Below are 23,744 nucleotides of genomic sequence, written 5' to 3'. Positions count from 1 at the left end.
AGCCTGTTTTCTTACGTCATACCGGGTTGCTGTAAACCATATGAACCCGGCCGGCTCTTCGAACTTTATACCACGCAGCCAGGTTATATGACGCTCTGTCCAGTGATGGCCCTGATGATTAAATATAGGCTCGTTCCATATTTTCTCCAAATTGTTGAGAGACGCATGCAATATTGAGACACGCACACATTATTGAGAGACGCATGCAATGTGTCTCTACCGGGGGGTAACTTGTTTAGACAAAGACTTTACAGGCATGAGTGGATTTGAAATCCGGTTGTTAAAGCTGCCAGAGAGCCGCCGCGAAGTCCGCCAGGTCAACACTGCCGTCATGGTTTATATCGCCCAGCAGCCGGTAACCCTCTGCCATATCATCATTCGCCAGCAGCCAGTAATCGACCATCCGGGTGAAATCTGCCAGATCAACAACACCGTCGCAGTTGATATCTCCCGCCGCGGCCTGCCAGTACAACACAGGGTAACCGCCAAGTGTCTGATACCATATCTCCATATTGCCGTTTTCGGATTCATTAACATAATCCCAGCCGGCATTTAAAAAGGTGTTTATATCCTGCATCTGGGCGGTGGTTTTTCCGGTCCCAGCTTCACTTGCTTCCATGCCGGATGCATCTATATCCCAAAAGCAGTTCATTATCAGTTCACTACTGCGGTCTCTTCCGGCGAAACCGCCGGCGTAAGACTCTGCAGTTACGATACCTGTCGCGTAAGAATTTGACACAATAGCGTCTGAATCGTTTACTGAGACAAACCCGCCAGAATATTGTAGTGAGTGTACATCCCCTGCTGCATAGCAGTTCTCAATACTGCCGTAGAAATTTTGGGAGACAAATCCGCCCGCATAGTCAGTTGCGTTTACATTACCGGAAGCATAGCAGTTTGATACAATTCCCGCATTACCCGCTATAAGGCCGCCGGCAGATGAATCACCGACTACTGAAGCTGTTGAATAGCAGTTTATTATATTACAGGCACTGTTATTCACCAGGCCAATCAGGCCGCCGACAGATTGGCTTCCGGTTACAGACCCTGTTGAAAAGCAGTTATTAATAAGTACAGGTTTGTCATTACCCACACCGGTTGTGTCTCTATCTAAAATGATGTCTCCTGCCAGTATGCCCACAACGTCCAAACCGGAAACAGTCGCGTTCTTTAATCCCAAGTTCCTTATAGAAACCAAGGGCATAATCCTGCCGAAAAGACCGATATAGGCAAAATCTTCCGCGCTGATATGCAGGTTTTCTATGAAATGCCCCTGTCCGTTCAGGGAGCCGTAAAAATACGGGAAGGGTGAATAAACAAATTCTGTATTAGCCAGATAAATGTTGCCGGTCAGCTCGTAATGGGCGAATATATCCCGACTAATGGATAGCAGCTCACGCCCGCTGCTGATCATGTATGGAGATTCTCCTGTGCCGCAGCCTTGGAGCTCTAACGGGGCATGGTCCGGTCTGAGACGGGTCAGCAAGGGGTATTGGCCCTCACTGCAATACCACGTGTCCTGAATTCCGTTGGCATCTTCGCCGTTTAGGTCCCAGCCGGCTTCAAGAAATATTTCTTCATTTTTCATCTGTTCTGTTGTTTTGCCGGCTACGTTATCTATGAGCGTCGATCCAACCATGTCGTGGTTATATCCGACCGGCTGTTGAGCGGTATCTTTATCCCAGAAACAGTTTCTTTGTATTCCGCCGGTTATATATCCGATCAGTCCGCCAACCCTGCCGCTGCCGGTTACCATGCCTGCAGAAAAGCAGTTTTCAATTCTGCCCGAGTAGTTTTCGCCGGCGAAACCGCCTACGTATTCATTGCCGGTAACATTTCCTGTTGCGAAACAGTCGATAATTGTCCCTCCATAAATTGTCTCTCCATATCTATTTCGCCCCACAAAACCCCCAACATAATCTTCAGAGCTTGTAACATCTCCCCTTGCAAGACAGCCCAGGATTAACCCCCCGTTTTCACGGGCAAAACCGCCGCCCGCACCGGTAACATTTGTTAACGAATAACAGTCTGTTATCACCCCGTCTGTACCGTTTAAACTGACAAAGCCGCCGCCGCTTTCCAAGGTGTTTACCCCGGAATAACATTGCGTAACATATCCATTATTATAAGAAACCACACCCCCTCCGCTGCCGGTTATGGTGCAGACAGAATAGCATCCGGAAATGTAGCCAGAGTTGTTACCGGCGATCCCGCCTCCGCTTCTATCTAAATTCCCGGATGCGTATGAGTCTAAGATGATTCCATGTCCTCTAATCCCCAAATGATTGTCGCTGTTACACCCTACAAGGCCGCCGCCAGAAACATCTGTCAATGACGCTGTTGAGTAGCAGTTTTGTATGATACCGCCATCATTAAATCCAACTAAACCGCCGAATCCTAAAGGTATGTGGGTAGGAGAAGGGTCATCCGGGTAAGGGTGTATCAAGCCCGACGAATTACAGTTTTCTATTGTTCCGTTGTTAACTCCAACAAGCATTCCAGAATCCGCAGCACCGGTTGAGCTGCCGAATTCACGTAAACCTCCTGCTGCGTAAAGATCACCATCCGCAGAACTATCTCTGAGAATCCCTCCGTTGCGGCCAGCCAAAGCTGCTGCGCTGTATAAGCCTTTTATGTCAGCACTAACTGAATGACAGTTCTCTATTAAACCACCGTTCCATGCAGTCAAAACTCCTGCATAAATGTGGCCTGTTACATGAAAGTTACAAATAAATAAATTTTTAACGGTTCCCTCTGGATAAATATACCTGAAAAATCCTGAATTATAAGCGGAAGATTGCAGTGCCAGGTTCATTACGGTAAACCCGTTGCCGTCGAAAGAGCCGTAGAAAGCACCAATCACATAATCCTCATAAACCGCGTCATTAAAATCTATATTGTTGGTCAGGGTATAACATGCATTCAGGTCATTGTTTACATCTAAAATGTCCTGTACGGTAGAGACCTGCCAGGGATTTTCGGGTGTGCCGTCGCCGCCTGCGAATGCAAGCAGGTTCGATGAGAATGCAAAGATAAGCGCTAAAGCTATGCAAAGAGTTGAGAACGCTGTTCGATTTGACATAATAGCCCACCTTAAAATTTCTATACCTTATTCATTTGTTTGTATTTACAGATATACAATAGCGGATTTAGGGGTATTGTCAAGGGGAATAATTGAGAATTACGAATTGTGTGTGTGACATTTTTATGTGGGGTGCTTTGGAGTGCGTGCGACAACGAGCGCAGCGAGGCGGCGCCGCTTTTTATTATTTGAGCGTTATGTTATAGTTTCAGCGGTGTTTTCGTTAGAGCAGCGTCTTTAAAGCGGTGTCGCGCTGCCGCTTGCCACCGCACTCCAAAGAAAAATGTCGCACACAGAATTGTTAAATCGTCCGCCGAGGCGGACTCATGCTGTTTTATTGACAAGCTGGAGGCTCGCCCCACGCATTATCGGCAAAGCCGATTCCGCCAAATTCTTAATTCCTAATTCCTCATTCTCAATTATCCTGTTAATCTTGTAAATCATGTCTAATAAAGTAAATAAATTCTTCATTGCCTGCATGGTAAATAATAATCAATTATGCTCTCCGTGCCCTCCGTGTACTCTGTGGTGGATTAAAAGCATTTGAGCCACAGAAAACCTTAATCAGGCATTAGGCATAAGGCATAAGGCATAAGAAATTCTGACAGGATTACAGGAATAACAGGATTTTATTTGATTGTAATAATCTTGTAAATCTTGTCTAATAAAGTAAATAAATTCTTCATTACCTTCATGGTAAATAATAATCAATTATATTCTCCGTGCCCTCCGTGGTGGATTAAAGCATTTGAGCCACAGAAAACCTTAATCAGGCATTAGGCAATAGGCATAAGAAATTCTGACAGGATTACAGGAATAACAGGATTTTTGTTCAACTTGTGAATCTTCTTCATTGCCTTCAATGCCTTCATGGTAAATAATAATCATTTATGCTCTCCGTGCCCTCCGTGTCCTCTGTGGTGGATTAAAAGTATTTGAGCCACAGAAAACCGGAATCAGGCATTAGCAAAAGGCATCAGGCATAAGAAATTCTGACAGGATTACAGGAATAACAGGATTTTTGTTCAACTTGTGAATCTTCTTCATTACCTTCAATTTCTTCATGGTAAAAAATCATCAATTATGCCCTCTGTGGTGGATTAAAGCAGCGGTTTGTCTGGAATGGAGATAATAAAGGTGCTGCCGCTGCCTGGTTGTGAGTCAACGGAAACACTGCCGCTGTGTGCCGCGGCGATATGTTTTACTATTGAGAGTCCCAGTCCCGTGCCGCCGCGGTCTCTGGAGCGTGCCTTATCTACGCGGTAGAACCGCTCGAAAAGTCTTGCCAAGTGTTCAGGAGCAATGCCGGGGCCGTTGTCTTTTACGGCAATATTTATTTTACCGTTGTCTTTCTCCGCCGAGACTGTAACACTGCTGCCGTTCGGGCTGTATTTTACCGCGTTATCGATCAGGTTGGCAAGAGCCTGTTCAAACAAAGTGCGATTCAGGCGGGCGTTAAGAAATTCCGGGCAGTCGATTGATATTGCTATGTCCTTTGCCTGGGCCTTATATTGGCAGATTTCTACGGAGGATTTTATCACAGAGCTTACATCTTCCTCGCAAAGGTGTATAAGCCTCTCTTCAAAGGCCCTTTCAAGTCTCGATAATGTCAGAAGATCGTTTATTATAGCGTCAAGCCGGTCAGTCTGGCTGCGAATGATTCCAAGAAAATGCCTGGATTTTTGAGCATCGTCTATCGCCCCGTCAAGGAGAGTCTCGACGAAGCCTTTTATGGAGGTTATCGGGGTTTTGAGTTCATGCGAAACGTTGGCGACAAAGTCTTTGCGCATTTCCTGAAGTTTCTGCATTTCTGTAATATCATTAAGCACTATGACCACTTTGTGAATCCTGTCGGCTGTGTCGATCGCAGAAGCGCTGAGATTGATGAACCTAAGGCTCTCAGATGTACCGATTCTGATCTGACGCGAGCTCTGGGCCCCCTGCTCAAAGACACTGTCAACATACTCAAGCATCGCCGGCAGCCGTACAGTATCGTGGAGGAGCCGCCCTCTTACGTCACCTTTGAGGCCTAAAAGCCTGCACGCGGAGGAGTTTGCCAGGAGTATTTTGTAATCGGCATCGATTGCCAATACGCCTTCGGACATATCGCTAAGTATTGCTGCCTGCTGGTCTTTCTGGTCGGTAATCTGTGCAATGCGTTTTTTGATTTCCGCCGCCATATTGTTCATGCTCACGGCAAGAGATGCTATTTCTTCGGTGCTGGAAGAACACAGTTTAAAATCAAAATTTCCATCAGCATAATGCTGAGCTCCGGTCTTTAGCGTTTCCAGCGGTCTTGCAATTCGTCTGGAAATATAAAAACATACAGCGGCAGAAATTATAGTTATTGCAAAAATAATTTTTAGGATACTCTTGAAAGTGTCACTATACGCCGCGTTAATAGCATTAACACCCTTTGATGCCCTTAGAATATAACTAAGCTGAGAATCACCTTCCGCATAAACAGCAATCGCAGCGTAAAGCATCTTTTCTCTAAGTGTCTCGCTGTAACGTGTCTCAAAGCCGGTTCCGCTCTTGAGGGCAGACAAAACCTCTCCGCGGTTCAAATGGTTGTCCATGCCGGCAGGGTTACTGTCGGAATCGGCTATGACTTTTCCATGCGGGCCGATAATTGTAATACGCATTGACGTATTGTCTGATATCTCTTTGCTTAAGGTGCCCAGAGTCTTAAAGTCATTCAAAGCCTGAGCGGATATACGCGGCTCAATCAGCCGCAGCCGCGTCTCTAAGTTGGTTTTTAAATCATCAAAATAAAAACGTCTGTAAGCAGATGCCGAGATTAACGATGAAAGTATTATCGCACTGAGAATTAAAACCGTAAACGGTATGCTCAGGTTCCAGAAGAGCCGTCTCATGACAACGACTCCCGAAACCTGTAGCCTACGCCGCGAACGGTCTCAATCGCTTCGCCCTCATCGCCGAGTTTTTTTCGCAAACCGACTATCATAACATCTACAGACCTGTCGGTTACGGGGTAATCCTCTCCATGTACCGCGTCCACAATCTGGTATCTGGTAAATACCCAGCCCGGATGGGTCATAAGGAATTTGAGGAGTTTGAATTCGGAAGAAGTCAGCTCGACTGTTTCACCGCAGGAGGTAACCTTGTGCCGAAGGGTGTCTATAGCTATCCGCCCGCTTGTAAGCAGGTTTTCATTTTGAGTCTGTACCTGCGGTTTATCTCGTGAGCTTCTTCTTAAAACGGAACTTATACGGGCCAGCAGAACTTTGGGGCTGAATGGCTTTGTGATATAATCATCAGCGCCTAATTCAAGCCCTTTGACAATGTCCTCTTCCTGGCTTCTGGCTGTAAGCATGATAATACGGGTATCCTTTGTCTCAGGCCGCGCCCTTACAACCTTGCACACCTCAAAACCGTCAAGCACCGGCAGCATTAAATCCAGCAGTATGAGATCCGGAAGCTCAGAAACTGCCTTTTCAATGGCCTCGAGACCATTTACGGCCGGTATTACTTCGTAATCAGCCTGCTCAAGGTTGTAGCTAAGCAGCTCCAAAACATCCGGCTCGTCCTCAACTGTAAGTATCCTTATTTTTGTCATAATGTCAGCATTATAACAGGATTTCGGAATTTAGTGTTAGTTTTTTATTAGTAAATCGTTAGTTAAATGTTAAAACCGAAATTACTGCATTATTACAGGTTTCTGTAATCAGCTAAGACTAAATATTGAACCCGCAGTTAAAACAGCCTATTCTTCTTTCTTGATCAGCCCTTTGGATTCAAGTACTTTGTGTTTTACTTCGGCTTCAAGCTCCGGATTGTCTTTTAGAAGGGCTACGGCTTTATCCCTGCCTTGTCCGAGTTTGATCTCGCCGTAGTTGTACCATGCCCCGCTTTTTGATATTATATCCAGATTAGTCGCCAGATCTACCAGGTCTCCAATCCTGCTGATTCCCTCATCAAACATGATATCAAATTCAGCTGTCTGGAACGGCGCAGCACACTTATTCTTGACAACACGCGCCCGGACATGGTTACCAACGGCATTGCCGGAAGAATCCTTAAGAGTTGTTACCCTGCGGACATCAACACGCACCGAACTGTAAAACTTAAGCGCGTTTCCTCCGGGCGTCGTTTCAGGATTACCAAACATCACGCCGATTTTCATTCGAATCTGGTTGATGAATATCAAACAGGTTTTACTTTTGCTTATTGCACCGGTGAGCTTCCTCATGGCCTGGCTCATCAAACGTGCCTGCAAGCCTACATGTGAGTCGCCGATTTCCCCGTTCATCTCCGCCTGGGGAATCAACGCGGCAACCGAATCGATCACGATAACATCCACAGCGTTGGATTTTACAAGCATCTCGGCGATGTCGAGAGCCTGCTCGCCGGTGTCCGGCTGGCTTATAAGAAGGCCGCTGACATCAACGCCAAGTTTTTTTGCCCAGGTTGTATCAAGCGCATGCTCGGCGTCAATAAAGGCAGCCACACCGCCTCCGGCCTGAGAGCTTGCCACAGTATGCAGGGCCAATGTGGTTTTACCGGAAGACTCCGGCCCAAAGATCTCCACAATACGGCCTTTGGGCATTCCACTGCCGCCTAAAGCCAGATCAAGAGACAATGTGCCTGTTGAAATACCCTCTATAACCATCTTGCTTTTGCCGTCAAGTGTCATAATAGAACCGGCACCGTACTGCTTCTCTATCTGAGCAAGCGCACGCTCAAGTGCGGGATTCTGTGCTGCGGATGCATCCTGGGCTGCGTCTGTGTCTTTGGTTTTCTTCCTGGCTGTTTTCTTTGCCATAATTAAACCCTCTTATTTAAATAATAATTTGTTTTAATTAAAGGCTTTCTCGCCAGGACTGCGCTTGGGTAAGGTGCTTGGGTAAAACAGCCCTGGCAAAAAAAAGCCTACTGCCAGCCGACACGTCTGTCTGCAAGGAAGAGACCGCCGGGAAATTCGTAATGAGATTTCCAGTAAGCTCTATTTCGCTCCGGAAAGCCGACTGCTGTGCATAAGTGTATATACCGGAGCGGCAGATGTCAAGCGGCTTGAGTAAAGATTTAGCAAAAAAACCGAAAATAAACCAAAATTCTTATTTCGAAACCCTTCAAGTATATTTAAAGCCGGTTTTTTTAGAGGATTTTTTTTCGCGCGGCAGATAGTTAAGTGCCCTTTATACTGTTTTTGCGGCGGAGAAAACCCCATTGCAGTAAACTTTTTGGTCAATTTTCGGCTTAATTCACCAAATTCCTCCCCGCCGGTAACAACGTCAGCAAAAACTACGCGGCCCCTGCCAAACTGCCCCAGACCGGCAAGGCCTAAATCAAAAACAGGAGTAGTTTGAGCGGCCTGGTCCATGCACCTGCATATCTGAAGAATCTCTGACTCATCGGTATCTCCAAGGAAATTCAGCGTTATGTGCATATTCTCCGGCTCAACCCATTTTACGGAATGACTTCCAAACAGACCGGTTTGTTTTAATTGACGGACTGCCGATTCGAGCCGTTTCCTGCACGAGCTGTCAATCTCAACCGCCGTGAACAATCTATACTTATCGCTCATAACCCTATGCACCGTTTAACTGTTTTATTTAACGGCATTTACCGCTCCGCAACAACTCAGAGCCGTGCCGGGGACTCAGCCTTCTATTATTTCACCAGCCAGAACATAATATGGTTCGGGATAACAGAAATCCTTAAAAACCCTGCTCTTAAACACATCTAAGCGGCCCTTATCAGTTACGAAGTCCTGTTTAATCCACCCTCCTGTTACTTCGCCGATGAAAAAATCATGCGAACTAACCGGCACAACCTTGTCGAGCCTGCATTCGACTGCCGCGGCACATTCTGCTATTGAAGGAACTTTATTTGTCAGCGGATCTTTCAATGTTAAGCCGGCCTTTTCGACCTCACTTATGCCCGGCGGCAGGTTTTCAGCAAGTATTTTTATCTTCTTTACCAGATCAGCAGAAGGTATGTTAATTGTAAACTCCTTGTCTCTGAGTATGTTACGGTTTGTATCTGATTCTGTGTAAACGGCTATGCCCACATGTTGGCGGGAAAGATTGGTGTATGCCCCGAATACCCCTGCATTGACTTTTGCGTTTTCATGCAGCGTTGTGATTATCATGGTTGGCTTGGTTGAAAGAAATCTTATAGCTTCGGGACCTTCAACATTTTTAAACATTTTCGCACCTCTGATATTGCCTTAACCTCTAAAGTTACTGTAAATATAACACTGACTATTTTACAACGGCCGGCCCTATTTGTCAAAACGGGAAAGGCAGGAGGCAAAATCGCGGCATTCTCATTGAACAAATTTAAGGCCAAAATAACAGTATTTAGTGTGCGGGCATTTACTTAACAGTTTAGGAGCGAGACTGCTGGGATTCTGTTTGCTGTGCAATATCCTGAAGCAGAAAGTAGTTAAGAACCGTTCTTATGGTTATTATAGCGGCTAACTGGCCGATATCCGTCCAGTTTGGCGCCAGCGTTGTTTTAAGAATACTGGCACCAATCAAAAAACCCAGCGCCAGCGAGAAAGAATGGCCAAGCTCCATACGGCTGGCCTTTACAGAGCCGGAAGAGCGACCCGGACTGAGCACATCTTTGAGATAAATCTTGAGAGCCTTCATAATACCTATAAAAAGCACGACCATAGCCAAAAACTGGCATAATATAACTATTATGCTGTTCAGCTTCTGTATCCAATCCGCCAGCAGTTCCATAAAAACTCCGTCAAAACAAATATTAAAAGTCATAACTACTATGACTAATTCATTTTAATCTATGGCGGAAAACTTTGGTATTCTTTTTAATTTTTATTTTTATGCTCGCAGAATTTACATTCACCGCCGCAAATCAAATAAAACTATCCTGCTGTCCGCGTATTACTTAATCATTTTAGCAGCAGCGTAACAATTCTCGATTTTGGCACGTTAAAAGCAACTGAGCCGCCCGAGATATCTAGATTCTGCTCAATGCGTTCTTCATCGAGACTTACAATCGCTGCATTTGAAAAGTCAGCCGCTAACTTGATTTTTGCTTCCACAGATGTCTCTGCCGCATTCCACAGCCGCAGGATGTAGCCTTTGGACTCCCGGCTCCAGAAAAACGCGGAGACCTGCATTGATTCTGCCGGACTTATCTGGATCAGAGACTGCTCAGCGGAAAGTTCGCCGGCCTTTGGAACGCCCTGGAGGACACGAACCGGCCCGCGGAAATCATCTGAGACAAGGTGCACACCGGCCTGCCGCCAGTCGCCTTCATGCGGGTATATTGCGTACTCAAATTCCAGTTTACCGATGCCGATCAGATGCTGGCCGAGATTCTGCTCGTATTCCGCCGGAGTCATAACGCCGCGGTTGGCACGCATATACGCCCGTGATGTCCGCATGAGCGTAATTGCAAGCGTCCTGTCCGAGTCGTCTATAACTTCATATTCACCAAGGCCCTTGCTGATAAACGAGAAACCTCTGGAATCATCGCTTAAGGTAACAAACCGCTGCATGGGTTTGTATGGATGGTATTCTTCCATATTATCTTTGGTATCGTCCCAGAGCAGTGAACGCTTGAGAACGTCAAAGGGGCCGTCGGCATAGGCGTAATCCGTCTTTACGCCGGTCGGCATCATTATCCGCAGGCGGTGGTCTTTGGCGGTATTCTCGATAACGGTTTTTATCTCGAGTGCATTACTGTCTTTACGCAGAGTCAGGTACATTTCCACTGGCAGCTCAACTCTGGAGTGGGAGCGGTCTCGTGCGGCGTGGTCGGCACGGTCAGGTATCATCATCGCCAGCTCAACCTTCCAGGTTGCACGCAGTGTATTGTTTTCGATAAGTGTGATTATAGAATTACAGCCCAGACTGGTAACGGTAAAGTCCCTGAGTGTGCCCTTGTGCTTATGGGCGTTGCCGGTGCTTGCATCATCACAGAAATAGTGCAGTCTTTCGGAGTATTCCGCGGTTTTTTTGTTTAGAATATTAAAAGTGCCGTCAGAGTTTATCTGAACGCGTAAGTGCTCATTCTCCAGGACACCCTTTTGAGAGGCGATAAGCCCTCTCTCGCCGGCAGGTTTCGGTTCAGGGTTGTATTCACGTTTACGCGGCCTTACCGCATAGGTCTTGTACCCCATAGCCGGCAGTTCTACCTCGATGAGCAGACGGTTTCGCTGAATGTCATAAACAGCGGCATTGGTGTCGAGCTTGCGTTCAACTTCAAGGTCAATATTTTCCCGATCGAGTATCTCATATTTTATTTTATTGCCGTCCTGGTCAACGATATCGAAATACTGGAATGTCAGCATATCATCGGGATTGAAACCCTCAACAATCGGGCCTACTCCGGTGCAGGGCTCTATCTTGAACGCTCCAAAGTCCGGCCGCGGCACATCTACCACAACATGCTCAACTCGCTTCCTGGAAATCGGAAGTGTATTGAAGAATGTCAGCGTAACATCTTTTTCCTGAAAACCGGATTGCGTATCCATTTTGGCCCATATTTGTTCACAGGCCTTGCGGCTGCATTCGCGGGCGATGGAGGTCGCCGCACGGAAACGGAACGGATTGTCCTTGTGGGCTTCGTCAATCGCGGCGCCGCAGATGCTGTCGTGGGCGTGATTCTTGAGCAGATACAGCCACGCACGGTGCAGGAGGCTGGACTCATAACTGCCGCCAAGCATTGAGCTCATTGCAGAGAGGGGCTCGGCCGTGTTTATCAGCTCCCTCTGGGCCAGGTCATTGAGCAGTTTCAGGTTGATACGTGAAGAATGCGTCGCTCCAAGCAGACCGTTAAACCCTGCTTCAATAAGGGTATAACGCATTTCCCCTATATGAACAGGTACTGTATCGGGATCAAGGCCCTCGACACAGGCCTCAACATATTCATCAAGCGATGACTGTTTGATAAGGTATTCATCCTGTGCTTTGTTTATAGCCTGAATCATTTCCGGTAAACGCTGGTAGGGCACAGCGTTATCTTCCATATCCAGAGCGAGCAACTGGTTGTTTATCATCTGCGGCTCTGCCTGAGCGCCAAGCATGCGTGCGGCCTTGCGGATTGTCTCGGGGTCTCTGTTGAATTCCATGCTCTCATTTTTCATCTGAAAAGCGGACTGATAAAGAGCGTCATCGGCCATGTGAACCGGCCACTCTGCCGGATTCCATTTTGTGCTCAGATCACGCGGGGCCTTGCCCAGAACCAGCATATAATGCGGGAAAAAGAACCAGTTAGTCCGTGTGACCTCGTCAAAGCAGCGGATATGATAAATCTGTGTACCGTCGGGACTTTCGAGCTTGCATATCGGCGGGACCTGCTGTTTGTTCGTGCCGCGGTATGACAGGGCCGAACGTGTTCCAAAGCCGGCGTATATCTGTGCAAGCTGGGAGATCTGTCCGTAGGAAGTCGCTGTGTATCCGGCGTTTATGCAGCCGCCGAATTTAGCCGCTATCCGTTTGCCTATCAGCAGGTTGCGGACAAGGGCTTCCGGCGCGACTGTTGACATCTCCGGCAGCGTGTACCACATTACGGTCTCGATCCGTCCTGCCGACATGAAATCTCGCAGACGCTGCTCATTTTCCGGCCTTACGTTGAGGTAGTCCTCTATAACAACAGTTCCGCCGTCAAGCAGAAAACATTTATAATCAGGGTTTGCCTCGAGTATATCAAGAAGCTCATCAACCAACTCTGCCAGACGCAGCAGCGATTGATCAGCGGTAAAACGCCATTCTCTGTCCCAGTGTGTACCCGAAATCACATGTACGGTTTTTTTAGAAGCCATATATCCTCACTTTGTAAAAATTCAACTTTATCAAACATTCATATATGGCACTATTTAAAGAATTGAAGCCGGCTTGTCAAACCAAATAACAAAAACACCTCACTGCAAACGAAAATACCTCACTGCAAACGAAAATACCGCCGGATTAACGGCATAATCCGGCGGTGTGATATTTCACAAAACTTTTTAGTTCAAAAATCAATTACCGGTACAACAAATTTTCATCTTAGCGTTTTGTTTTTTGGATCAATCCAAGTATGCCGGCACCGAGCAAAAGAGCTGAACAGGGTTCTGGAACAACTTTAATGTGGTCGAGTTTTCCTTTAAATGCACCTGAAGTACCCCTGGTTCCTCGATAATCCCAAGATACCAGAATGACTTTGGAAATATCAAATCCACCTGTAACACTGCCAAGCGGCTCAACTGGAGTGGTAGCAAAATCTATTGTAACATTCTCCCACGGGTCTGAAGCCCCCTGCTGCTGAGGAATATCGAATACCCAGTTACATGTTCTTCCACTGGAATCTCTTAGATGAAGTGAATACCGGCCTGGTTTCTCATTTGTCCCGCGTTTTCTTACCGAGAATGTTGCCTTGCCGCCAGTGTAATCGGGGTCAGCGCCAAACTCATACTGAATACCTCCTATGACAAGCTCGTCTTCTGGGCCTGTACCAAAGTCTAATTCTAACGCAGCTTCACCCTCCTCATTGCTCAAGGCAGTTAAAGTGGGTATTCTAAATGCTGACGACTCTCCGGGATAAACACTTTCGAAGCCGCCGGAGCTCCAGCTTGGTATGGGCGTAATATGTCCCGTTGCGCCAATTTCATTTGACCAGTCCTCGTATGTCTGAATAGAAATTATCGGGCTTGCGAATGTCGTACTGCATAACGCAGACAAACCTATTAAAAGTATCACCATGTGTTTTATTTTAGTCTTCATTTTTTCTCCTCTCAAAATAAAGAAAATCTTTGAAAATAGATTTTAGTTTAATTTTCGTTTTGATTTAAAATCACAGCTCCCAATCCGCCGGTTTTTACGGTTGGAGAGCTTTATAGAGGCAGTTTAAATACGTACATTGTCCTCTCTCCTTAAATTAAAGCAAAATAAGCCCAGATGCTGAATCGCTGGTATTTGAGTAACGGATTACACAGTTTGCAAAACAAGATGATTACGATGAATAAACTGAAATGACAACTTCTATGGAAATGAATCCGTGTTCTTCTTCACATTTATTAAAATTCACAAACAATTTCTGATTATAATTTTACCCATGTAAAAAGATAAATGTCAAGAAAAAAACAAAATAAATTATTCAAAACATGTAGAACCCTACTAAACAGAGACTTACAAACCAGAAACATTAAACAATTCAGCTAAGAACTTATCCGGCAGCAAGGCGATTTGAAATAATTGCAGGCATTGGGGACAAGTTTTTACAATTGGGTTGACCTGTTGGAGCGGTTTTATATAATTGACAAATTCTTTAGAGCTTTTGTGCGCAGATTTCTAACGGGATCACGCTTATCAGCATAAAAACGCAATAACAATAAATTAGTAAAATATTTTGGAATAAGAACTTAAATAAGTTGGAGTTTCTAATGAGAAAACCTTTTATCGCAGCAAACTGGAAAATGAATACCGACATGGCATCAGCCGTAGAGCTTGCCGGCGGAGTAGCAAAAGAAATCGCAGGCATTGAGAATGTCAAGACCGCGGTATGCCCGCCTTTTGTATATCTGCAGAAAGTTGCAGAAAACCTCTCACACGGGGGCAACCTGCATCTTGGAGCACAGGATGTGTATTTCGAAGGCAACGGCGCATTTACCGGTGAGATCAGCTGTGAAATGCTAAAGGATGTATGCGTAGAATATGTAATCACCGGCCACTCTGAACGCCGCCACGTGATAGGCGAGACAGATGAGCTTATCAATAAGAAAACCCGGGCGGCCCTGGATGCGAAACTCTTACCTATCCTCTGTATTGGAGAGCTTTTAGAAGAACGCGAAGCCGGCAAAACAAATGCTGTTGTCGCTAATCAGGTTAAAAAGGGACTTGCAGGTTTCTCCGCCGCTGAAGCGGTTGAAATCACACTTGCATACGAACCTGTATGGGCAATCGGAACCGGCAAAACCGCCACGAGCGAGCAGGCTCAGGAAGTACACGCTATGATAAGGTCACTTCTGGCGGAAATGTACGACCAGGCAACCGCGGAAGCCATAATAATCCAGTATGGCGGTTCAGCTAAACCCGCAAACACAGAAGAGCTTATGAGCTGCCCTGACGTTGACGGGCTTCTTGTCGGCGGAGCCGGCCTCAAGGTTGAGAGCTTCTCTGAAATGATAAAGATAACTTCAAAGTTATACAGCTGAGCTTAACCGGCGATACAAACAGCGTATTAAAATTAACTAATTAGGAAATAAATTATGTTATTAGCAAATCTTTCAATTTTCTGGACGTTAGTCGGCATCTTATGGCTTGTGATTTCTGTAGTCCTGGCTTTGATTATCCTGATTCAAAAGGGACGCGGAGGCGGCCTGAGCGGAGCTTTCGGAGGCATAGGAGCCGGAGTTCTGGGTACAAAAACCGGTGATTTCCTTACCTGGATAACCGTAATCTTTGTGGCAATGTTTCTCCTGCTTGGAATCGGATTAGCCAAATTCTACAAGCCTAAAGGCATTGAAGAACTTAAGTCCGTAGTAGTTGAAGACGCAACCGGAGCCGCCGGCCTTGGTGAAGAAGCCGCCGAGACTGCCGGAGAAACCGGCGAAGAGGCAGCCGAAGCGTCAGAAACCGCTCAAAATGCCGCTGAAGCTGCATCAGGACAGGCAGATGCCGGCGTTGATGAAGCGCAAGAAGCTGCTGAATCCGCTGAAAAAGCCGCGGAAGCCCAGACTGAGTAAATACAGCTTATTTCGTCGCGGCATACATAAGAGTAAATAGTTTCTTTGAGGCATTCCTATGTTAAAGAGCATGACAGGTTACGGCACTGCGTCCTGCGAGTTTGAAGGTGTAAACTACACCGTAGAAATTAAATCCGTAAACGGACGTTACCTTAAGCCCTGCGTGCGCACACCTGAAGACCTGGGTTTTCTTGACATAGAAATTGAGAACCTCATCAAAAAATATATCACCCGCGGAACGGTAAGCTGCTCTCTTCGGTACAAGCTCGCTTCGGAACAGGCCTCGGCCTATGTAAACGCCGCGGCGGTTGAGGGATATCTGACAAAGCTAAGAGACGCGGCAAGCCGGGTAGAAGGAATTAAATACCGGATAGAGCTGGCAAAACTGCTTGATGCTCCGGGAGTCACTGACAGCGAAGAGCTTACAGAAGACAAGGCCAAAATCCTCTTGCAGAAAATCAGCGAAATTACAGTTTCAGCACTCGAGAATCTCACTGCTATGCGAATAGCTGAGGGCAAGACAGTAAAAGCGGACATTATCAGCCGCTGCGGGGAGATATCCGACATTACCAAAAGGCTTTATGAACGCGCTCCAAAGGTTATTGACGAATATCATACGCGTCTCGAGAAGCGTGTCAACGAGATGATAAAAGGCGCAAAACTTGAGCTTGACCAGCAGACACTTGTCCGCGAGATCGCTGTATTCGCTGACCGAGCAGATATTTCTGAGGAAATATCGCGGCTGGAATCGCACATTGAGCAGATCAAAGAAACGTGCAGCGAGGACGAACCGGGCGGGCGTAAGCTGGATTTTATATGCCAGGAGCTGTTCCGTGAATCGAATACCATCGGCAGCAAATCGAACGACCCTGAGATTTCAAAATGTTCGGTTGAACTTAAATGTATTGTAGAAAAGATTAAGGAACAAGTGCAAAATGTCGAATAAAGGGCTTCTTGTCGTGATAAGCGGCCCTTCCGGTGTAGGCAAGGGCACGATATGCCAGGAACTGCTCAAAGACCCGAATGTGTATTTGAGCGTTTCGGCGACAACCCGCAAGCCTGGTAAAAACGAGACCACAGGCAAAAGCTATTTGTTTATCTCTAAAGATGAATTTGAAAAGCAGATAGAGCAAAACGGATTTCTTGAATATGCCGGAGTTTTTGACAATTATTACGGCACTCCCAGAGAGAAAGTTGAACAGTCACTTAACGATGGAAAAACAGTATTATTAGAGATCGACGTTCAGGGCGGAACGCAGGTAAAGAAAAATATGCCCCAGGCGGTGATGATTTTCATTCTGCCGCCCGATATGCAGGAACTTGAAAGCCGTATCCGCAACCGCGGCCGCGATAGTGATGAGACGATTTTAAAACGGCTTAAAAAGGCACAAACTGAGATAGATACGGCTCAAGAAGCGTATGATTATTTTGTTGTAAACGATTCGCTTGAAAAAGCAGTTAATGAGGTTAAAACCATTATTGATAACAGGAGAAATTCCAAATGATAGAAGCATTAAAACATCAGGACATAGTCGATAAGGTCGGCGGCAAATTCAAACTCTCCGCCCTTATCCAGAAACGTATGAAAGAAATCCTCGAAGGCTCCCGCCCTCTTATCGATGATACAAAGGGAAAGACTTTGATGGAAATCGTTGTGCAGGAGATACTTGAGGATAAAATCACTCTCGAGCAGGCAGCACCAAAAGAAACGACCATTGATCCTTTCGCGGCGTTTTGATAAAACACCAGAGAAATGAAACCAGACAAAGACATCTTAAAAGGTAAAAAAATACTCCTTGGAGTGACAGGCGGTATCGCGGCTTATAAGTCGGCTGACCTTGCCAGCAAACTCGTCCAGGCCGGCGCAGATGTAACGGTTATGATAACCAAATGCGGACTGGAACTAATCGGCAGCAAGACATTCGAGGCGTTGACCTCAAACCCTGTTCTGACAACGCTTTGGAACTCTCCGGAAAATTACGCCATCAGCCACATCCAGACTGTCCGGCAATCGGACGCAATAGTTGTCGCCCCTGCCACAGCCAATATCATAGCCAAGATGGCCGGCGGAATCGGAGATGACATTCTCAGCACTACGCTGATCGCCGGCTGGCAGAAACCTATTCTCCTGGCGCCGGCAATGAATAACATGATGTGGGAAAACCCTATTGTGCAGAAAAACCTTGATTATATCAAGACAACCCTCGGCGTAAAGACTGCGGGCCCCTGCGAGGGATACCTTGCCTGCGGCACGAAAGCTGCCGGAAGAATGGCACAGCCCGAAGAGATTTTAACAGAGATACGCAGCATTTTACAAGCATGAATATTTTAGTAACAGCAGGCGGAACACGCGAACATATTGACCCCGTGCGTTATATCTCAAACGCAAGCTCGGGCAATATGGGCTATTCTATCGCCCGGGCGGCTATTCAACGAGGCCATAACGTAAATCTTGTATCCGCAAATGTTTCACTTACCCCGCCGGCCGGCTGCAGATTGACCAAGGTTATCTCCGCTCAGGATATGTTTGAGGCTGTCAAAGAAAACTTCAGCGAATGTGACTGCCTTATTATGGCCGCGGCGGTCGCCGACTACACACCGGCAGAGCCATCGCCGTTGAAACTGAAAAAATCCGAAGACGATATGAACATCCATCTTAAACCCACAGTGGATATCCTTGGCTGGGCGGGCCAGAATAAAACATCGCAAACCCTTGTCGGCTTTGCACTTGAAGATACGGACATGTTTGTAAGAGCCCTGGAAAAGAAATCACGCAAAGCTGTAGATATTATCGCTGTGAATTCAACCGAATCAATCGCGGAAAAGATTTCTACGCTCCATGTCAACACCGGCGGCGATGAATGGATATCGTTCCAGCAAACCGACAAGCTCCAGATAGCTCAGGCACTAATTGAGATAGTTGAGCTTTACATCGAAGACAACCTGTAAGTTATTTTGATATGCCCGCCAGTAAACTAAAAGAATATCCCCAGCATATGCTTTTTGACGGTAAAATCAAGCCGGGCAGCGACTTGAGGCTGTTGTTCGAGCGTAAGGCTCCAATTCAGATGGAGATCGGCTCCGGTAAAGGGACTTTCCTCGTCAGCCAGGCAAAGGCGTTTCCCGATATAAACTTTATCGGCATAGAATGGGCAAGCAAATTTTACAGGCACGCTGTTGACAGGATGGGCCGCTGGGGACTGAAAAACGTCAAGATGATGCGGACAGACGCGGCAGTATTTATCAGCGAGAAAATAGCGGACGAGTGTATTGATATGTACCATATATACTTTCCTGACCCATGGCCCAAAAAACGCCACCACAAACGCCGTTTTTTTTCCGTGTCCAATGCCCTCCAGATGCTTCGAACACTTGTGCCCGGGGGTATTATCAATATAGCAACCGACCACGACGGCTATTTTGAGCAGATACAAGAGGTCTGCACTACGCTCAAAGCACAGGGAAAGATCGAAATAATTGAATACATCCGCCCTACCGGCGCAAAAGAGGGGGAATATGCCGGCACAAATTTTGAACGCAAATACATCAAAGAAGGCCGCTCAATAAACGCTGCAGCGATACAAAAAATCGGTTAATCGATTGTAAAACAACACTTAGCCGCAAGCCAAAACCGCGCCGTGCATACCGGCTCAAGTATGCACGTAAAAGTGTTGGCGATATTTTCTGATTCTTATATAATCATCTTTTCAATATGATTTATTCAAGGTTTTAATGGAATGGCTCCTATAGAAATAATTGTCATAATAATACTGATTGCAGGCTTTGGCTGGCTTATATGGAAGTTAAGTGAAATCGCCAGATCCAGAGCTGACACAGCCGCTGCTCAACAGGAAATCTTGAGGCTTTCTCAGGAAAACGCCCGTTTGGAAGAGAAGAACTCCGCCGCGGAAGAAAAACAAATACGTATTGATGAGCTTGAGCAGCATATACAGTTATTAAGCGATGAAAAGGCCGAGCTTCTTTCACAGATAACAGGGCTTAAAACCACTCTTGAGCAGGAACGCAAAGCAGCGTCTGAAAAACAAAAGAACCTTGAAGATATAAAGAAAGAATTTACCGCCGAATTTAAAATCCTTGCCGGCAGTATCATGGAGGATAATTCCAAAAAATTCACCGAACAGAACAAAACCGGCATTGATGCGATATTAAAGCCCCTTAGCGAAAAGATTAAGGAATTTGAAAAGAGGATAAACGAAACCCACGACACAAACCTCAAAGACAGGGGCAAACTGATAAACGAGCTGCAGAACCTCCAGAAATTAAACAAACAGCTCACAGAGGATGCGGAAAACCTCACCACAGCCCTTAAAGGCAAGGCTAAAGTACAGGGCAACTGGGGCGAGATGATTCTTGAGAGGATATTTGAAGCAGCCGGCCTGGAAAGTCCCAGGGAATATGAGCGGCAATTCTCAACTACAAACCAGGACGGCAAACGTTATCAGCCCGACTTTATTGTACATCTGCCGCAGAACAGAGATGTAATTATCGATTCAAAGGTCAGCCTTAAGGCTTATGAACAATATTGCTCCGCCGAATCGGACGCCCAGCAGGAAAAAGCTCTCAAAGAGCATATAAACTCGGTAAAAAGACACATAAAAGAGCTCGCGGACAAAGATTACAGCAACCTGCAGGGGATAAAAAACCTTGACGATCTTCTAATGTTTATACCAATAGAATCGGCTTGTTCATTGGCTGTACAAAACGCCCCTGAAATAATAGATATGGCGATAAGCAGCAATATACTCATAGCGACACCAACAAATCTGATGGCAAGCCTTAGGGTTATTAAGAACCTCTGGCGGCAGGATAAGCAGAATCGCAACGCCATAGAAATCGCCGATGAAGCGGGTAAACTTCACGATAAATTTGTCGCTTTCTACAATGACATGGAAAAGCTCGGAAGCAACCTCAGCACCGCGGAGAAAAGTTATAACGCCGCCATTAACAAGCTCAAAACCGGCAGGGGCAACATCGTTGCACGGACTGTAAAATTGAAAGAACTCGGGGCTAAAACCTCAAAAGCCGTTTCGGCAGATCTCATTGAAGATGCTCTCGAAAACGACACAAAGGAATTGCCGCAACCGTAAACCAAGTTAAACGTATTGTATAATTATGTTAGATTTTCACGACAAACTTACTCAGGGACACCGTATAGAGAAGAGCAGCAAGAGAATACTCTGTGTTACCTGCAGAGTGCTTCAAAGGGAAGTGTACTTATGCGCATCGAGATCTCCAAACATCGTAGATGTAGTTTTAATGCCGCAAGGGCTGCATAACGACCCCAACGTTCTTCGGGATGAGCTGACTAAACAGATATCCCGCACAAGTGATGAGCAGGGAAACACTTACGACGCTGTCGTACTTGGCTACGGGCTTTGCAGCAACGGAGTTGTCGGGCTTGAGCCTGAAATACCGCTTGTAATACCTCGCGGCCATGATTGCGTTACACTTCTTCTTGGCAGCAAAGACCGATACAGAGATCACTTCGACTCGCATAGGGGTATATACTGGTACAGCCGCGGCTGGATAGAACACTGTCTGATGCCGGGCAAAGAGAGATACGAATTTACTTACAACCGGTATCTGGAAAAATACGGTGAAGAAAACGCAAAATTTCTCATGGAAGTTGAGGAAACCTGGATGAACGAGTACAGCATAGCCGCTTATATCGAGTGGCCGGAGCTGCCCTCAGAAAAATTTAAGGATTTTACCAAAGATTGCGCGAAATACCTTAACTGGGAATTCCAGCAGCTTCAGGGCTCGTCTCAACTGCTGCAGGACCTTGTTGACGGCAATTGGAATGAAGACGATTTCCTGGCAGCTGAACCAGGACAGATGATTGACCAGGATCTGACGAACTCGGGGATTATAACCGCAGTGGACGCCTAATCATCGCTCTGGTCTTTATCTTTTTTGGGTTTAGCCGCGGGTTTGCCCCCGACAAAGAACTGTATCAGTAAACCGCAAAATGCAATCGCAAGAAAAAACGCCGGCAGGAACCATTCCATCTGAAGATAATCATTGAGCATTTGGGTTTCCTGCTCCATTGTGCGGCCTGCCATATACCTTTTGGCCAGGTTCAAAAGCCCCATGCCCGCCATAACCGCTCCAAGATAGCTGGTAAACATAGTTACCGTGAAGCGGAACAGTTTGAAACTTATGATAAAGCCCGCGACAAAACCTGCCGCCATCACTATCCATAAATACTCCGAGGCCGTCTGGGCGGCATGAACCACACTTCCGGATATTAGAGCCAGAGCAGCGCCTCCAAGGATCGCCACAGTAAAATGCAGAAACGGAACGACAATTAAAACTCCCGCTATGAAACCTACTATAGGGGGCCAGAATTCTGTTCCAGTCATATTTGAAAACTTAATGCCGAGTATCATGCCTGCCAGACCTGCTGTAGCGGCGGTAAGGATGCGAAAAATTTTCCAGCCGTTTACCAGGTAAACTACACCAAAGCATATCAGCATAACAGCCTCTGTAATTTTCATGGCCTCTATCTGGCTGACAAACCAGTCATTTGGAAAGGTTAAATTCTCTTGAAATGCAGACTGAATATTTATCAATAAATCGGTCATTTGTTACCCATCTTTTAAAGGCGAAGATCAGATTATTGCCGCCGGTAATTTTACTCTACCTGGAAACCAATTCCTGAGAGCTTGCGGGCAAGTCCTTTATTTGCACCTTTGACTTTTGTATTTGTGAATTCACGTCTTACGGGATAATTTTTTCGAAGCATATCAAAATAAACTGGCCTTTGACCAGCATCCTGTTCTGTAATTTTTCTCAATTCCGAATCGTCATTCATGATATCATAAACTCTGCTCACAGCGGCTTCTATCCGGCTTTGTTCATCTCCTGTAAGCTCCGCGGCATCAATAAACGGCACAGAGGCCCGGGGCAGGAAATCAGCGGTTTTCCTGGAAGGCTCTATTCCGAAATGCCGGCAGCAGGCATCATATATCATTATCATTCCCGCGACCTTGCCGTCAAATGAATAGCCGGCGATGTGAGGCGTGGCAATGTCAGCGAGTTTGAGCATTTCCATACTGATATCCGGCTCATTTTCCCATACGTCCAACACAAGCCCGCTGATTTTAGCCTCTTTCACTGCGTTTTCAACTGCCGCAGTTTCCATCACCGCTCCCCGGGCAGTGTTCATAAATACCGCACCGGGCTTAATTTTCGAGAAAAACTCCCTGTCTGCCATGTGATATGTCGGGTCTTGTCCGTCCCGTGTCAGGGGCGTATGAATAGTCACAAAATCGCATCCAAGGGCTTCTTCCAACGGACGATATTTGGGATCTGCTGTTTTACGGGCAAGGGGCGGGTCATTCAGCACCACTTTCATGTCCAGCGAAATTGCTTTTTTCTCTACCCTGCTGCCAACATTGCCCACGCCTATTATGCCGATTGAACAATCAGATAGTTTTTTTCCCTGTTTACCGGCAATTTTGAGCATTGCGGCGGTGATATACTCAGCAACACTGTTGGCGTTTGAACCCGGAGCTGAAGCAAAGCCGATATTTTTCTGCTCAAGCCACTGCTGATCAATGTGGTCAACTCCAATAGTAGCTGTTGCCGCGAATTTAACATCCGAGGCCTCGAGCAGACCGGGACCAACTTTGGTAACACTTCGTACCAGAAGCACCTGTGCATCTTTAAGCATCTCTGGAGACATTTGACGCCCGGGAGCGGTCTGAACCTCGCCTATACTGCTGAAGCACTCGCTAACAAAGGGTATATTGCTGTCTGCTATTATCTTCATTGCTCTCTAACCTTGCATAAATTAAGTTGTGATTATAATATAACAGGTCTGTTATTTCCAGAAAAATGTAACCAGCCGGTTTCAAATTTTAACAACAATCAGAAGTAATACTACAATTTTAAAACTTTTACGATTCTGCACTAATAAATGCAAAATATTGGCCTGTAACTTGAAAATTGTGGAAATTACCGCCTGCTGTGTTA

The 23,744-nt window shown here is 46.2% G+C and carries 21 protein-coding genes; 10 read left to right on the top strand and 11 right to left on the bottom strand.

Translation table 11 applies throughout. The features are described from left to right. Positions 1 to 280: 280 nt before the first annotated feature. The 9 genes from SMSP2_RS02505 to SMSP2_RS02465 all read right to left on the bottom strand — a co-directional run bounded on the left by SMSP2_RS02505 (position 281) and on the right by SMSP2_RS02465 (position 13,785). Complete coding sequence (locus SMSP2_RS02505) at positions 281 to 3,082, bottom strand: dockerin type I repeat-containing protein (RefSeq protein WP_146682451.1); 2,802 nt, start codon at positions 3,080 to 3,082, stop codon at positions 281 to 283. A 1,100-nt stretch (positions 3,083 to 4,182) separates the two neighbouring features. After that, complete coding sequence (locus SMSP2_RS02500) at positions 4,183 to 5,958, bottom strand: ATP-binding protein (RefSeq protein WP_146682450.1); 1,776 nt, start codon at positions 5,956 to 5,958, stop codon at positions 4,183 to 4,185. Next, on the bottom strand, positions 5,955 to 6,662 hold the full coding sequence (locus SMSP2_RS02495; protein ID WP_146682449.1) for a response regulator: 708 nt from the start codon (positions 6,660 to 6,662) through the stop codon (positions 5,955 to 5,957). Before SMSP2_RS02495 ends, SMSP2_RS02500 begins: the two co-directional genes overlap by 4 nt. Before the next feature lie 147 nt (positions 6,663 to 6,809). Beyond that, positions 6,810 to 7,868 carry a recombinase RecA gene (gene recA / locus SMSP2_RS02490; protein ID WP_146682448.1) on the bottom strand — a complete coding sequence of 353 codons (1,059 nt, stop codon included), beginning with the start codon at positions 7,866 to 7,868 and terminating at the stop codon, positions 6,810 to 6,812. A gap of 180 nt (positions 7,869 to 8,048) precedes the next feature. Beyond that, on the bottom strand, positions 8,049 to 8,630 hold the full coding sequence (gene thpR / locus SMSP2_RS02485) for an RNA 2',3'-cyclic phosphodiesterase (protein WP_146682447.1): 582 nt from the start codon (positions 8,628 to 8,630) through the stop codon (positions 8,049 to 8,051). 75 nt (positions 8,631 to 8,705) lie between these two features. Then, the gene (locus SMSP2_RS02480) at positions 8,706 to 9,254 is read right to left on the bottom strand and encodes a flavin reductase family protein (RefSeq protein ID WP_146682446.1); all 549 of its coding nucleotides are present in this window, start codon (positions 9,252 to 9,254) and stop codon (positions 8,706 to 8,708) included. Positions 9,255 to 9,435: 181 nt separating this feature from the next. Next, the gene (locus SMSP2_RS02475) at positions 9,436 to 9,795 is read right to left on the bottom strand and encodes a DUF1622 domain-containing protein (protein ID WP_146682445.1); all 360 of its coding nucleotides are present in this window, start codon (positions 9,793 to 9,795) and stop codon (positions 9,436 to 9,438) included. Between the two features lie 170 nt (positions 9,796 to 9,965). Continuing rightward, positions 9,966 to 12,845, bottom strand: a complete 2,880-nt coding sequence (locus tag SMSP2_RS02470) for a glycoside hydrolase family 38 N-terminal domain-containing protein (protein ID WP_146682444.1) — start codon at positions 12,843 to 12,845, stop codon at positions 9,966 to 9,968. A 226-nt stretch (positions 12,846 to 13,071) separates the two neighbouring features. Further along, positions 13,072 to 13,785, bottom strand: coding sequence for a hypothetical protein (locus tag SMSP2_RS02465; RefSeq protein ID WP_146682443.1), 714 nt, complete (start codon positions 13,783 to 13,785; stop codon positions 13,072 to 13,074). A 659-nt stretch (positions 13,786 to 14,444) separates the two neighbouring features. Here SMSP2_RS02465 and tpiA point away from each other — a divergent pair. From tpiA to SMSP2_RS02420, 10 genes are all read left to right on the top strand, one after another. Further along, positions 14,445 to 15,215 carry a triose-phosphate isomerase gene (gene tpiA, locus SMSP2_RS02460; protein ID WP_146682442.1) on the top strand — a complete coding sequence of 257 codons (771 nt, stop codon included), beginning with the start codon at positions 14,445 to 14,447 and terminating at the stop codon, positions 15,213 to 15,215. A 54-nt stretch (positions 15,216 to 15,269) separates the two neighbouring features. Next, entirely contained in the window at positions 15,270 to 15,746 is a 477-nt protein-coding gene (gene secG / locus SMSP2_RS02455; RefSeq protein ID WP_146682441.1) for a preprotein translocase subunit SecG, read from the top strand. Positions 15,747 to 15,804: 58 nt separating this feature from the next. Continuing rightward, positions 15,805 to 16,692: a YicC/YloC family endoribonuclease gene (locus tag SMSP2_RS02450; RefSeq protein ID WP_146682440.1), complete on the top strand. Its 888-nt coding sequence runs from the start codon at positions 15,805 to 15,807 to the stop codon at positions 16,690 to 16,692. Then, entirely contained in the window at positions 16,682 to 17,251 is a 570-nt protein-coding gene (gene gmk, locus SMSP2_RS02445; RefSeq protein WP_186804811.1) for a guanylate kinase, read from the top strand. The genes SMSP2_RS02450 and gmk overlap by 11 nt, the downstream gene beginning before the upstream one ends. After that, positions 17,248 to 17,484: a DNA-directed RNA polymerase subunit omega gene (locus SMSP2_RS14775; protein ID WP_186804810.1), complete on the top strand. Its 237-nt coding sequence runs from the start codon at positions 17,248 to 17,250 to the stop codon at positions 17,482 to 17,484. The genes gmk and SMSP2_RS14775 overlap by 4 nt, the downstream gene beginning before the upstream one ends. Before the next feature lie 15 nt (positions 17,485 to 17,499). After that, positions 17,500 to 18,069: a flavoprotein gene (locus tag SMSP2_RS02440; RefSeq protein WP_146682439.1), complete on the top strand. Its 570-nt coding sequence runs from the start codon at positions 17,500 to 17,502 to the stop codon at positions 18,067 to 18,069. Next, a complete protein-coding gene (locus tag SMSP2_RS02435) occupies positions 18,066 to 18,695 on the top strand; it encodes a phosphopantothenoylcysteine decarboxylase domain-containing protein (protein WP_146682438.1) in 630 nt (209 codons plus the stop codon). Before SMSP2_RS02440 ends, SMSP2_RS02435 begins: the two co-directional genes overlap by 4 nt. An 11-nt stretch (positions 18,696 to 18,706) precedes the next feature. Beyond that, the gene (gene trmB, locus SMSP2_RS02430; RefSeq protein ID WP_146682437.1) at positions 18,707 to 19,342 is read left to right on the top strand and encodes a tRNA (guanosine(46)-N7)-methyltransferase TrmB; all 636 of its coding nucleotides are present in this window, start codon (positions 18,707 to 18,709) and stop codon (positions 19,340 to 19,342) included. A gap of 141 nt (positions 19,343 to 19,483) precedes the next feature. Continuing rightward, positions 19,484 to 20,854, top strand: a complete 1,371-nt coding sequence (locus tag SMSP2_RS02425) for a DNA recombination protein RmuC (protein ID WP_146682436.1) — start codon at positions 19,484 to 19,486, stop codon at positions 20,852 to 20,854. A 25-nt stretch (positions 20,855 to 20,879) separates the two neighbouring features. Beyond that, positions 20,880 to 21,656 carry a DUF1638 domain-containing protein gene (locus tag SMSP2_RS02420; protein WP_146682435.1) on the top strand — a complete coding sequence of 259 codons (777 nt, stop codon included), beginning with the start codon at positions 20,880 to 20,882 and terminating at the stop codon, positions 21,654 to 21,656. Here the strand turns inward: SMSP2_RS02420 and SMSP2_RS02415 are convergent. Together SMSP2_RS02415 and SMSP2_RS02410 are read right to left on the bottom strand one after the other, a co-directional pair. Beyond that, complete coding sequence (locus SMSP2_RS02415) at positions 21,653 to 22,351, bottom strand: hypothetical protein (RefSeq protein ID WP_146682434.1); 699 nt, start codon at positions 22,349 to 22,351, stop codon at positions 21,653 to 21,655. The two genes, SMSP2_RS02420 and SMSP2_RS02415, sit on opposite strands and share 4 nt — an antisense overlap. Before the next feature lie 50 nt (positions 22,352 to 22,401). Further along, entirely contained in the window at positions 22,402 to 23,541 is a 1,140-nt protein-coding gene (locus SMSP2_RS02410) for a 4-phosphoerythronate dehydrogenase (protein ID WP_146682433.1), read from the bottom strand. Positions 23,542 to 23,744 lie beyond the last annotated feature (203 nt).

Origin of the sequence: Limihaloglobus sulfuriphilus, assembly GCF_001999965.1 — a bacterium.
Classification (GTDB): domain Bacteria; phylum Planctomycetota; class Phycisphaerae; order Sedimentisphaerales; family Sedimentisphaeraceae; genus Limihaloglobus; species Limihaloglobus sulfuriphilus.
The sequence above is the reverse complement of the archived record's forward strand: the minus strand, read 5'-3'. Positions and strand labels throughout refer to the sequence as shown.